The organism is Ureibacillus endophyticus, assembly GCF_024159215.1.
In the GTDB taxonomy this organism is placed as follows: Bacteria; Bacillota; Bacilli; order Bacillales_A; family Planococcaceae; genus Ureibacillus; species Ureibacillus endophyticus.
Genome location: NZ_JAMYWW010000001.1, coordinates 1,671,687 through 1,685,174 on the forward strand (window position 1 = coordinate 1,671,687; position 13,488 = coordinate 1,685,174).

Consider the following 13,488-nt stretch of genomic DNA (forward strand, 5'->3'; position numbering starts at 1 on the left):
TGTTCAGTTCTAAGGGGGAAAGTTTATGGTTCAAACAAATGAAGTAGAACAACCGTATAAAAGAATTTGGGGTATGTTATTTGTAGGATGGGTTTTTGCTTATTTTGATCGAACAATTACTGGTCCTGTAGTGTCATGGATGATTGCTAATGATGTTGCATTTTTAGCTGATGCGTCCAATCCTTATGCGTTAGGTGGATTATTAGGTAGTTTATTCTTTGCAGGTTACATGTTAACTCAATTCCCTGGAGGATACTTTGGTGACAAATATGGTCATCGTAATATGGTCATCCTAAGTATTTTATGGGCAGGAATTACTACGATTTTCACTGGATTATTTGAAGGATTACTAGTATTTATTGCATTACGCGTTTTAACTGGTCTTGGAGAAGGTGCATTTTACTCAAATGACCGTTCGTTAATAGCTCAAGTGACGCCACCTAAAAAACTTGGCCTTGGCATGGGGATTGTAATGGGTGGACTATCTGTAGGTTTAACACTTGGGTTAGTAGGAACAATTTATTTAATTGAATGGGCGGTTCCGTATTTAGGAAATGACGCATGGAAATCACCTTTCCTATTATTGGGAGCTTCAACAATCTTAGTAGCTATCGTGATGATGAAAGTTATTCCAAAATCAGCAGATGTGAAGTCAAAGCCAAATGGATTTAAAAATTCGGTTAAGGGATTAGGTGGATATTCTCTCGTATTTTTAGTGATTATTATGGCTGTTTACATAGTGACAGACTCTTTAGGTTTATCTGAAGGGTTAATGGCAGCTATTTTTACAGTTTTCTCTATCGGATTTGTTGTTTATATTTACAAAACCAAGAAAGAAGTACGACCAGTTCTAAAAAATCGCAATTTATTCTTACTATACCTATCTGCCATACCAATTATGTGGCATTTATGGTTCTATAGCTTCTGGTCTGTATCGATTGTTAAGGATTTCGGTGGGGGTACTTTAACAACTGCTGCACTTGTAGCTTCATTCAATGCGATTGCAGGATTAATTGGGTTCCCTCTTGGTGGCTATATTTCAGATAAAGTAGCACAATATGAAAATGGCCGTCGAAATACATTATTTGTTTTAACAGTGGCGTTTGCTGCATCTGTATTTGTTTTCGCTATTTATTTAATGAGTGGTGCAACAAGTCTAATCATTATGTCGTCAATTTTATTTATTTCAGGTATTTTATTCTTCGCAGTACAGTCAATACAGCATGCATTTATTTCAGACTTAGCCCCAGCTGAGCATCGCGGTTCGGCATTTGGTTTATGGAATTTAATTGCTGAATTCGGAGCATTATTATCACCTGTTATTTCTGGGGTGTTACGTGATAAAACAGAAAGCTGGAGTGCGCCTCTATTATTAGACGGTGGGCTAGTAGCGGCAAGTTGTATTTGTATTATTTTAATTTCGACAAAGGCTCGTAAAAAGGTGAAATCTACAGAAACAGTAACAGCTTAATAATTAATAATAGATATCCCGCACTCTTTTATTTGTGCGGGATTTTGTATGTATCTACGAGTTACGTAGAAGATTTCTAAATTTTAGAATTCGTTAGTTCCATATAGCAGAATGCCAGCGTTTTCAAAATCAAACATTCACTTTAACATACTTAATAGATTAATAATTATTAATTTTCAAACAACGAAATCGAATTGGAGGTTAAATGATGAGTACAGAAAGAGAAGTATTAGTAATCGGTGCTGGTCCAGTTGGTATGACCGCAGCTCTTGCATTACATAGTAGAGGGATTAAGGCCACGATTTTAGAAGCAGAAAAGGAAGGCCGTGAACGCGCGGGAAGTCGTGCGATTTATATCCATAAGGCAACATTGCAATTACTCGAAGAAGTTTCACCAGGTTTAGGTATGGAATTAGCAGAGATTGGGGTAGTTTGGCCAGTTAAACGTTCCTTCTATCGAGGGGATGAAGTGTATAAACGAGTTTACGAGCCACCAAAGCCTAATACATTACCAGCGTTTTCTAGCTTACATCAACATGAAATTGAAAAAGCGATGTATAGAAGATGTTTAGAAGCTGGTGTTGAGTTCGTTTGGGAAGAGCCTGTAACGAATGTCATTTCTACTGAAGAAGGTGTCACAGTAGAAACAGAGAATAACAAATGGTCTGCTAAATATGTGATTGGTGCAGATGGTGCTCGTTCTGTTGTTCGTCAATCAGTTGGTATTAAATTCGAAGGACCACGTAAATCAGATGCATTTATCGTAGTGGATGTTGAGGAAGACCAAGAAAATCCATTACCAATCGAGCGTATTTTCCATTATCAACATCCTGATGCAGGTGGACGTAATGTAATGCACGTACCATTTGCAGGTGGCTGGCGAATTGACCTTCAATTATTCGATGAAGACGATCGCGAATGGTATGGTTCCGAAGAAGGTGTTCGTGAATGGTTACCAAAAGTAATGGATCCAAAATATGCAGACCGCATCACATGGATTTCAACGTATACGTTCTACCAAGTTGTGGCAGACCGCTATACAGATGACCATAACCGCGTCATTCTTGCTGGTGAAGCTGCACACCTATTTGCACCATTTGGGGCACGTGGACTAAACTCAGGTGTACCAGATGCGACAGTAGCTGTACAAGGAATTGCAAAAGCATTACAAGTAGAGTCAAACCCAGAAGAACGTCGTGCGGCAATCCAAGCGGCTGCAGATGAGCGACTATCAGCGGGATTATGGAACCGTGAATGTTCGAACTTAGCCCTTGAACATATTCAAGGTACTAACGAAGAAATTAAAATGAAACGTGAAGTAGCAGCGTTCCTAGCGCCACACATTCCGGCACTTGGAAAATGGTTAGATGAAGGTCCATTTGGTCCACGTTCAGGCCCACCAAAATTATCAACGAAATATTAAGAGTTTTATTAGAAAGGAAGGTATGAGATGCCTTCCTTTTTATTATTGAAAACCGCATATTTTTAGAAGAGGAAATTTTACCTATGTTTACGTGTTATGTAGAAGTGTGCTATTTTTAGACTTATTGAAAACGTCTAATTAGAGGTGTACAAATGAAGAAATTGCCCATTTTCATACTATTATTCCTGTTACTGGTAGGCTGTAAAGATCAATCTGTTTATAATGCCTATGAAGATAACAATAAGGAAATAGCAAAAGAAGAAGCTAATGAAAATATAGGATCGGCAAATGTGATGGTTCATGGCTATAGTGGTGTAGCAAATGGGTATGTCGTTGATTCGAAAAATCGAAAGAAATGGATTGTGACTGTAGCAAGTAGTGTATCCGGTCATCCCAACGCAATTATCGTCACATCCGAGGGGAAAGAAATAGAAGCAGATGTAATAGGTATTGATAAGGAACATAACATTGCAATTTTATATATTAATAACTCTGCGAAAATTACCCCTTACTCATTGTCTGATAAATCGGTTGAGCGAAATGAAAATGAAATCAGTAAAGCTCAACTGGATGATGAAAAGCGTCTCCAAGGAATAGTATCTGTAATTCAGAAAGACGGAAAGTTTCAAGAAGAGTTAGTTGAAGCCAAGGTGATAAAAGAGGCCATAGCAAATGCGAAGAAAAAGCCCATCTCTTATAAAGAGCGTGCAGAACTTGTAGCCTTTTTCAAAGATTTTCCTAAAGTGCAGAAGGATGCAATCAACAGAATGCATACTACAGAAAGAGCAAGTTTTTCCTATAACTCAGATGAATTATTAATATTTATTGATAATTTCCATGAAGCATTAAACACTTACTTTCACACAGGGGAGTCTGAAATAATTAATGACTACATTGGTTCGGATGACTTAAAAAAACATTTAGTAAAAGTTGTAGAAGAGGACATTTCAAAACTGCATTTAACAACTTCTGAAGTTAAATCTGTTAATGCCGTAGACTATCAATATGTAGTGGAGCTCGAAACAACGATAAATAATAAAGGTGAAGAAAGAACAGTCTCGGAAATTGTAAAATGTATCTTATTGAATAAAGAGTGGAAAGTCATTTCGTTTACTATTCAAGAGCAAAACTAAAACTGGCAAAATCATTAAGTCATAGAATGATATAAAGTTAAATATTAATAATTGATATCTTTATTTATTCGTACCTCATTATGTAAAAGGGGGTCTGTAATGATTTTTCCAAAAGAAGTAGAAATCATTGAAGTGGGGCCGCGGGATGGTTTACAAAATGAAGCTGTTTTTGTCCCTACAGAAAAAAAGAAAGAGTTAGTTCGAAAGTTATCAAAAATGGGTGTAAGTCGAATTGAAACGGCTTCTTTTGTCCATCCAAAAGCAGTTCCACAAATGGCGGATGCTGTTGAGCTTGCAACGTATAGTAATGAATTAGGAATCGATTTTATCGCCCTTACACCGAATCTAAAGGCACTTTCACGGGCAATTGAATGTAAAGTGCCTCAAATTGCCGTTTTTGTAGGAGCTACAGAAACCTTTAATCAAAAGAATATTCGTTCCTCAATTAGTGATTCGTTAGATGAGTGTAGTTTAGTATTTAAAAAAGCAAAAGCATGTCAAATGAAAATTCGTGCCTATGTTTCCATGGGGTTTAGCTGTCCTTATGAAGGTAATGTATCCTATGAGCAAGTAGAGCGTGTAGTCCGTCATTTTGTTGAAACAGGTGCAGATGAAATTTCTATTGGGGATACAAATGGTCAAGCTAACCCGCGAATTGTTTATGAACGGTTTGGCCAGTTAAAAGTAGATTTCCCTGAAACGATATTTGTCGCTCATTTCCATGATACAAATCAATTTGCCTATGCCAATGTAGTAGCAGCCATTCAAGCAGGTATTACAAAATTTGATAGCTCCATTGCAGGATTAGGAGGCTGTCCATTTTCTCCAGGAGCTACAGGGAATGTATCGACAGAAGGATTAGTAAAACTGTTCCATGAAATGAATATCGCAACCGGAATTGATGTTAATGCCATGAACGAAGCAGCGATTTTTGCGAAAGAGTTACTCAACAAATGACTCCATAATATTATTATGTAAACTAATTAGATTTAACAGTTTTAAAAATTCATAGTATAATAAAATGTAACTTCAAGCAGTGGGGGAACTTCATCTCTCACTGCTTCTTAATTATAGGGCTTTTTCGAGCAAAAAAGAATTTTGTTCGTTTACTACAATCCATTGTGAGGGATGCAATATTGCAATATGCAGAACAACTTTTAAAAGATTATTTCGGATACGATTCGTTTCGAATGGTTCAAAAGCAGGTTATTGAAAATGTTCTTAATGGTAGAGACACGTTATGTGTGATGCCAACAGGTGGAGGGAAGTCATTATGTTATCAAATCCCTGCACTTGCCCTTGATGGTTTAACCATTGTCGTTTCACCGTTAATCTCCTTAATGAAAGATCAAGTGGACATGCTTCGATCAAATGGCATACCGGCTGACTTTATTAATAGTTCATTAACATTTCAGGAAGTAAATGAGGTAATGAACCATGTTTACAGTCAGAGAACAAAACTTCTTTATATTGCCCCAGAACGATTAGAAAATGATTCCTTTTGCCAAGATTTAAAGCAATTAAAGGTATCATTGATCGCTATTGATGAAGCCCATTGTATTTCTCAATGGGGGCACGATTTTAGGCCAAGCTATCGCTCCATTCAAAAAATATTTTCTTTATGGCCACACAAACCAACAGTCATAGCCTTAACAGCTACCGCTACACCAAATGTTCGTGAAGATATATGTCATCTATTACAAATTGATTCTGAAAGTGTCTTTATTTCAGGATTTAATCGAGAAAATCTTTCTTTCAAAGTGCTAGTTGGTGAAAATAAAGATCAATTTATAAAGAAATATATAAGTAACAACCCGCAAGAAGCTGGAATTATTTATGCAGCAACGAGAAAATCGGTGGAATCTATACATGCGATGCTTCTTCAAAAGGGAATTACTGCTGCGAAATATCATGGAGGAATGTTTGAAGAGGACCGTAACTACGAACAAAATCGCTTTTTAAATGATGAAGCACAAGTGATGGTTGCTACAAATGCATTTGGTATGGGCATAAATAAAACAAATGTGAGGTTTGTACTTCATTACCAAATGCCTCGTAATATCGAAAGTTATTATCAGGAGGCGGGTAGAGCAGGGCGTGACGGTGTAGAAAGTGAATGTATTTTACTTTATAGTTCTTCTGATGAACAAACCCACCGATTTTTGATTGATCAATCTCAAGATCCAACTCGAATTCCAATTGAGCTTCAAAAATTGCAGCAAATGATTGACTATTGTCATACAGAGAATTGCTTACAAAGTTATATGGTCAACTATTTTGGTGAGCAAGAAATTCAAGACTGTGGGAAATGTGGAAATTGCGCGGATGAACGACCGAAACAAGATGTAACTGAAGATGCGCAAAAAGTGTTATCTTGTGTTGTGCGCATGGGTCAAAATTACGGCAAAACATTAACTTCTCAAGTGTTAGCAGGAGCACGTAATAAAAAGGTGGAGGCATTCCAACATTTAACGACTTATGGCATATTAAAACACTTATCTGCCAAAGCCGTTGCAAATTTCATAGATTTCCTTATTTCCGAACGTTTACTGTTAGTAAAAGCAGGGCAATACCCAACAATCTATGTATCACCTGAGGGAAAAGAAGTTTTATTAGGAAAAAGACGGGTACTCCGACGTACAATTGTAGAAAAAGCTGTGGTGGTAAATCAAAATGATCCATTATTTGAACAGCTACGAATCAAACGAAAACAAATCTCAGAGCTTGAAGGAGTTCCACCATTCGTTGTATTCTCCGATAAAACATTACGTGACATGTGCGAAAAAATGCCAAAGAACGAAGAAGAATTTTTAGAAGTAAGTGGAGTAGGGCAAAATAAATTGGAGAGATATGGAGAGCAATTTATTACTATCATAAAAGAATTTGTATAAAAGTAAAGGAGTTGTCTGAAAAGTCATTTTGAGACAACTCCTTTGTAACTGACGCTACCGCTTTCGTCACAGATAAATTGCGACGAGGATGGTGACAACCACCGCAGGAACATTTTAACTGTGACGAGGATGGTGACAACCACCGCAGGAACAATAATTCATAAGAGATATTTATCAAGAAAGAAAAGAGGTGTCCAAAAAATTATTACTTTTTGGACGTCCCCTTTTAATCTATTTCCAATGACGATTAATAAACTCATCCCGACCGGATTTATCACGATCTTCTTGATAATGTTCCGGTTCTTTTTTGTAATAATCTTGATGATAATCTTCTGCAACATAAAACGTACTTGCTGGCAAAATTTCTGTCACAATCGGCTTTTTAAAACGGCCACTTTCCGCTAATTGCTTTTTTGATTTTTCCGCCACCACTCTTTGTTCTTCTGAATGATAGAAAATGGCAGTTTTATAGGACTCACCTCGATCATGGAACTGCCCACCAGCATCAGTTGGATCGATTTGCATCCAATAAATTTCTAATAGTTTGTCATAAGGAAAAACATTTGAGTCGAATTCGATTTGGACAACTTCTAAATGGCCAGTATCTCCTTTTTTCACTTGTTCATAAGAAGGAAATTCTACATGTCCACCCATATATCCTGATGTTACTTTATGTATACCATCCCATTCAACAAATGGTTTTACCATACACCAGAAACATCCACCGGCAAAGGTTGCTTTTTCCATATTTACGCCTCCAATGTTTAAAATAAATAGTATTGTAGCATAATAGAAAACAACCAACAAATAAAACGGTGTCGATGATAGTTCTTACAAGCAATGAGTCCTACATTGGTAGTATAATAATGGTAAATTGGAACTTTTTTTAAATTTCAAACGTCTCGTAGTTGCAGTGGATCAAAAGGAGAATTATATGAAAGAGGATCAGAACTTAGTAACACGTCAAAAAAGAACGAAAAAAAGGAAAATGCGGAAAAGAAGAATTATCTTTCTTATTCTATTTGTGCTTATTGTAGGTGCTACTACATTTTCGTTTGTTCAATATCGCAGCGGCCTTAAACTAGCGAAAAAATCAGAACAACCAATAAAAGAAGAGGAAATCGAATTTGTAGCAGATGAAAAAACAGAAAAAATAACAAATTATTTAATTATCGGTATTGACACAAGGGGAGAAGAACAATCCCGATCCGATACGATGATGGTATTATCTTGGAATAAAGAAAAGAAATCATTGAAACTCGTTTCCTTTATGCGAGATATTTACGCTGATATCCCAGGCTATGAATCTTATAAATTAAACACTGCATATTACCTAGGCGGAGTGCAATTATTAAAAGATACATTAAATAATATGTTTGAGGTTCCTATTCACCATTACGCCATTATTGATTTTAAAAGTTTTGAGTCTTTAATTGATATTTTAGCTCCAAATGGCATAGAGATTGATGTAGATAGAGATATGTCTGCAAATATTGGAGTGAGCTTAAAACAAGGCGTTCAAAAATTAAACGGAAAAGAATTATTAGGATATGCTCGTTTCCGTTATGATGCTAAAAGTGATTTTGGTCGTGTGGAACGTCAACAAAAAGTAATAGAAGCATTAAAGGATGAGTTATTATCACCAAGCAATATACCTAATTTACCAAAACTTGTGGGAGCAGCCCAAGGGTATATCACTTCTGATTTATCAACAAACGAGGAATTAAAAACAGTTCTTGGTGTGGTAGCAGGTGGAAATATGGAAATTGAAAAGTTCAGAATACCTGTGGATGGAACTTATACAACGGCAAAATATAGTCATGCTGGAGAAGTGTTGGAAATTGATGTAGAAGCTAATAAGCAACAACTCCATGAATTCCTTCAATTAGAAGAAGAGTAATCTATTAGAAAAATCCAATTTCCATGATAAAATATAAATAAGTATAATTTCTGTTCGACGGGGTGGTCCATTGGAAAGAGAAAAAGGGTTCGGTGATCGAGTGCCAAGTGAAAAATCAGCATTTTTTTCTACAAGGTTTATACGCTTTCTAGGTGGAAAGAATCTATTATTTTCACTTATATCATTAGTGTTGCTCGGGTTAGTCATTTTCATCTTTGAAAAAGTTTCATTTATTTTTTATCCAATTCAAGTGTTATTTGAGGTAGTCATTTTACCAGGGGTATTAGCAATTATCGGCTATTACCTTTTAAGACCTTTTATTCGCCTTGCAGAAAAAGGGAAAGGGAAGGTACCTCGAGGAATAACAATTTTAATTTTGTATATTATTGTGGCAGCATTAATTACATTGGTATCTTTATTGGTGTATCCATTTTTACGAGACCAATTTATGAATTTAGTTCAGGAGTTTCCTGTTTACTTTATGTCATTGATTGAAAGTATCGTGACATATTTAAACAATTCAAAATTTAACGAACTGTTTATGAAGTTGAATTTTGATTATGACGCAGTATTAACAGATATAACAACTGATCTTGTTTCAACGGTGAAAGATACGTTTTCTAATATTGCTACAACTGTTGCATCAGGTATTACAGGATTTGTTTCAACATTAACGGGGATTTTATTATCGCTTGTAACTGTTCCGTTCATTTTGTTTTACTTGCTGTACGAAGGGGAAAAAATGCCGAAGTTTATCTTACGTATTTTCCCACCAAGAATGCGAAATGAAGTTGGACAAGTTATGAAAGAGATGGATAAGCAAGTTAGTTCTTACATACAAGGACAAATTTTAGTTTCCATTTGTATTGGTGCAATGATGACAATTGGCTTTTTAATTATCGGTCTTGATTATGCACTATTACTTGGGTTCTTGGCCATGATTACAAGTGTTGTACCATACTTAGGACCTGCGATAGCGATTACGCCAGCAGTCGTGATTGCCATTGTAAATTCACCATTCATGCTAATTAAATTAATCATCGTTTGGACGATTGTTCAATTAGTAGAAGGGAAATTTATAACACCAAATATTATGGGGAAATCATTATCCATACACCCAATCACAATCATTTTCGTATTATTAACGGCAGGGTCATTATTTGGAGTAGCCGGCGTTATTTTAGGTATTCCAGGGTACGCTTTATTAAAAGTAATCGTTTCTCACTTGTATGCATTAGTGAAAAGACGCTACAACCGATTTGAAACAGACCCAGCAAATAAATATGAAATTTAATCTTGTACCCGGTACACAAACAATTCTGAAAATTTAATACAATTTAAAAAAACTGGCAGGGAATTAGCTTCTCTACCAGTTTTTTTGTATGTGATCAAATTATATAGATAAATTCTTTAAACGTTCAAGGGCTTTTTCCAACACGTCTACTGGTTGTACAAGTGCTAAACGCACATATCCTTCGCCGTCACTACCAAAAGTTGTTCCTGGTACGGTCATAACGCCAGTTTGTTCAATTAACTTAAATGCAAAAGAAACGCTATCTAATGAATATGGATATTTTGCCCACACAAACATACCACCGTTTGATGGAGCAACTTCCCAACCTAATGCTTTTAGCCCGTTCATTAGTGTTTTATGACGCTCTGCAAAAGTTTTACGTAATGGGGCAGTAATTTCTTCTGCATGATCTAATGCAAGGGCAGCTGTTGATTGAATCGGTTCAAAAATACCAAAATCTAAGTTCGATTTTAATTGTTTCATAATGCTTATCATCTCTGGATTTCCAACAATATAGGCAACACGTGTACCAGCTAGGCTGAAACTTTTAGAAAGGGAATTAATTTCAATTCCGACTTCTTTAGCTCCAGGCGTTGCAAGGAAACTAATTGGACCATCACCAGTGAAATAAAATTCAGAATAAGCAGCATCATGTACTACGAGAATATTATATTTTTTTGCAAATGCAATAACTTCTGTAAAATATTCAATAGATGGTTCCATAGGTACTGGATTACCTGGCATATTTAGAATAAGTAATTTTGCCTTTTCAGCCACATCTTCTGGGATTGCTTTTAAGTCTGGTAAATAGCCATTTTCAATATCTAAAGGAATAAAAAAGCTCTTAGCACCTGCAAATTTAATTCCTGCATCATAGGCAACATAACCAGGATTCGTTGTTAACACAATGTCTTCTGGATCACAAAAAGCAGAAGGTAAATGAACAAGGCCTTCTTGTGAACCGATTGTTAATAATACTTCTGTTTCAGGATCTAACTCAACTTGGTTACAACGTTTATAATATCTACTAACTGCTTCATTAAATTCTTTAATTCCGGTTAATGTATATCCATATGAAGTTTCAAGTTTACTTTGCTCTGATAGATGATTTCTTAACATTTCGTGGGGAGGTAAATCAGGACTTCCAAGACTTAAATCTATAAGCTCCATTCCTTTAGCTTGTTGCTCTTTTGCAAATTTCTTTAGTTGACCAAACATCGCTGGTTCAAATAGCGACATTTTCTTAGATGGGACAATCTTCAAGGTGAAACACTCCTTATATACATACAAATATAAATCACATTTTAACATACTAGTTTCAAATATTCTCAATCTTTTCTAAAATGAGAAATAAAAGATTATGAACTGTGTTTTATTATACAATTATAGAAATACATTATCATTTCGATTAAACTAAAGAAAATGTATGTTGGAGTGGAAATATGATTGTTCATTCGTTAAGTGGCCCAAGTGGAACAGGAAAGAGTACAAGTGCAATTCAATTTGCCCACGAGCATGGTATTGAAGCAATAATCGATGATGGAATATTAGTTGTTAATGGAGAGAAAAAAGCAGGTACTTCTGCAAAGTTTGAAAAAAACACAATCACCGCAGTTCGTCGTGCAATTTTTCATGATGAGGAACATCGAAATGAAGTAGCTGAAGCAATTCAAGAACATGATATTCAATCTCTATTAATTATCGGCACTTCCGATAAAATGACGAAACAAATTGCCAATCAATTAAATCTAGGCGGAATTGATCATTTTCATTATATTGAAGATGTTCGTTCTATGCGGGAAATTCAATTGGCTAAGTTTGTAAGGGGTACACAGGGAAAACACGTCATGCCAATTCCTTATAAACAGGTTGAACAAAATTTTTTTAAACGGTTCATTCAACGTGGATTTGAAATCATATCGAAAAATCGTGTGAAACTAGGTGAAACAACGATAGTTCAACCAGATTTTCATCAAGAAACTGTTGAAATATCAAAAAATGTTTATATGCAATTGTTGAAACGTACTGTTGAACAAGTTGAGTTAATTTCAAAAGTCGATGTGTTGAATTTTAGCATGAAGCAATATTATCCAATTGTTGATTTGGTGGTTTATTTAAAAGCACCAATAAATTATGATGTAGCGGACAAAATGCGCGGAGTTCAAAAACTCATCTGTGATGAATTTAATATACACTTTGAGTTTGAACCAATAATAAAGATTTCCATTAAAGGAGTTCTATAATTGCTTTCACAAAAAAGGTGACTACAATTACGCATTGAGTCACCTTAAATTTTTTATTTTCGTGTAAATTGTGGTTGGCGTTTTTCTACAAATGCGCGGACACCTTCTGGAAAATCATTCGCGTCTACAAAAGGAGTAGAGGATTTCCATAATACTGGTGAAGAATCTAAACATTCTTTTACAGAACGTTTAACCGCAAGTAATGAAGCAGGGGACATACCTGCTACTAATTTCCCCATACGGATGGCAAATTTATTTAAATCTTTCTCAGCCACTAAATAGTTTAACATTCCAGCTTTATAGGCTTCTTCGGCTTTATACATTCGGCCTGTAAAAACAAAGTCCTTTGTTGCGGCTGGTCCTACTAAGTCAACTAGGCGTTTGGCGAATTTATTATTTAACGTAATACCAAGTTTTCCTACAGGTATCCCCATACGAGCTTTTTCAGAACCGATTCGAATATCACAAGCTAGAGCCAACTCAAGACCAGCCCCCATTGCTGGCCCATTAATAACACCGATTACTGGTATTGGTAAATTTTCAATTGTTGAAATCGTTTTTTCCATATGCACAAAAGCTTCTTCAGCTTTCTCTAGTGAGATAGAATTAAATTCTTTAATATCCGATCCAGCTGTAAAATTTTCACCAGATCCGCGTAATAACAACACTTTATTTTTAGGATTTTCAAGAGTCTGTAACGCAATTTTAGCCAATTGATCCCACATATTTGCAGTTAATGCATTTTTTAATTGTGGTCGATGAATGGTAATAATCGCTAATCCAGCAGTTTCTTGTAAAATAATTTTTGCTTCCTCTTCTTCAAGGCGCGTAGTACGAACTTGCATGCAAAACATCCCCCTTAGTTTGTTTCACACATTATATACTAGAATAACTTTTCCTCCTACTAAATTGCGAATATTTAAGAAAATTATGACAAAGGTTAGGCAAATTTCACATCTTTTATAGTACCAACAGATTATCCGACACTTAAAATTACAAAAATTAATCAATGCACCTCATTAAAAAGCAATTCAAATCCATTTCACGTAAAATTCTGATAGGTAATATTTTGCATATTATCCGACACTTTTATATAATGGAATTAATTACTACAACGAACAACATCAACAGTG

At 35.6% G+C, this 13,488-nt stretch carries 11 protein-coding genes; 8 read left to right on the forward strand and 3 right to left on the reverse strand.

Going from position 1 to position 13,488, the window contains the following annotated elements; all coding sequences use genetic code 11:
* Positions 1 to 25 precede the first annotated feature (25 nt).
* From NKR20_RS08095 to recQ, 5 genes are all read left to right on the forward strand, one after another.
* The gene (locus tag NKR20_RS08095) at positions 26 to 1,471 is read left to right on the forward strand and encodes an MFS transporter (protein ID WP_121215825.1); all 1,446 of its coding nucleotides are present in this window, start codon (positions 26 to 28) and stop codon (positions 1,469 to 1,471) included.
* 208 nt (positions 1,472 to 1,679) lie between these two features.
* A complete protein-coding gene (locus NKR20_RS08100) occupies positions 1,680 to 2,894 on the forward strand; it encodes an FAD-dependent monooxygenase (RefSeq protein ID WP_121215826.1) in 1,215 nt (404 codons plus the stop codon).
* Positions 2,895 to 3,046: 152 nt separating this feature from the next.
* Positions 3,047 to 4,027, forward strand: coding sequence for a S1C family serine protease (locus NKR20_RS08105; protein WP_253425197.1), 981 nt, complete (start codon positions 3,047 to 3,049; stop codon positions 4,025 to 4,027).
* Positions 4,028 to 4,126: 99 nt separating this feature from the next.
* Positions 4,127 to 4,984 carry a hydroxymethylglutaryl-CoA lyase gene (locus NKR20_RS08110; protein WP_253425200.1) on the forward strand — a complete coding sequence of 286 codons (858 nt, stop codon included), beginning with the start codon at positions 4,127 to 4,129 and terminating at the stop codon, positions 4,982 to 4,984.
* Between the two features lie 176 nt (positions 4,985 to 5,160).
* Positions 5,161 to 6,918 carry a DNA helicase RecQ gene (gene recQ, locus NKR20_RS08115; RefSeq protein ID WP_253428091.1) on the forward strand — a complete coding sequence of 586 codons (1,758 nt, stop codon included), beginning with the start codon at positions 5,161 to 5,163 and terminating at the stop codon, positions 6,916 to 6,918.
* 231 nt (positions 6,919 to 7,149) lie between these two features.
* Here the strand turns inward: recQ and msrA are convergent, their stop codons facing one another.
* Positions 7,150 to 7,665, reverse strand: a complete 516-nt coding sequence (gene msrA, locus NKR20_RS08120; protein WP_253425203.1) for a peptide-methionine (S)-S-oxide reductase MsrA — start codon at positions 7,663 to 7,665, stop codon at positions 7,150 to 7,152.
* 187 nt (positions 7,666 to 7,852) lie between these two features.
* Here msrA and NKR20_RS08125 point away from each other — a divergent pair, with 187 nt between their 5' ends.
* A complete protein-coding gene (locus tag NKR20_RS08125) occupies positions 7,853 to 8,818 on the forward strand; it encodes an LCP family protein (protein ID WP_121215830.1) in 966 nt (321 codons plus the stop codon).
* Positions 8,819 to 8,888: 70 nt separating this feature from the next.
* Positions 8,889 to 10,112: an AI-2E family transporter gene (locus tag NKR20_RS08130; RefSeq protein ID WP_245987654.1), complete on the forward strand. Its 1,224-nt coding sequence runs from the start codon at positions 8,889 to 8,891 to the stop codon at positions 10,110 to 10,112.
* 99 nt (positions 10,113 to 10,211) lie between these two features.
* On the opposite strand, the gene NKR20_RS08135 is transcribed toward NKR20_RS08130, so the two are convergent.
* Entirely contained in the window at positions 10,212 to 11,375 is a 1,164-nt protein-coding gene (locus NKR20_RS08135; protein WP_253425206.1) for an aminotransferase class I/II-fold pyridoxal phosphate-dependent enzyme, read from the reverse strand.
* A gap of 179 nt (positions 11,376 to 11,554) precedes the next feature.
* Here NKR20_RS08135 and NKR20_RS08140 point away from each other — a divergent pair, with 179 nt between their 5' ends.
* Positions 11,555 to 12,355: an ATP-binding protein gene (locus NKR20_RS08140; RefSeq protein ID WP_121215832.1), complete on the forward strand. Its 801-nt coding sequence runs from the start codon at positions 11,555 to 11,557 to the stop codon at positions 12,353 to 12,355.
* A 53-nt stretch (positions 12,356 to 12,408) separates the two neighbouring features.
* Here NKR20_RS08140 and NKR20_RS08145 read toward each other — a convergent pair whose 3' ends face one another.
* Positions 12,409 to 13,200 carry an enoyl-CoA hydratase/isomerase family protein gene (locus NKR20_RS08145; protein ID WP_121215372.1) on the reverse strand — a complete coding sequence of 264 codons (792 nt, stop codon included), beginning with the start codon at positions 13,198 to 13,200 and terminating at the stop codon, positions 12,409 to 12,411.
* Positions 13,201 to 13,488: the final 288 nt, after the last annotated feature.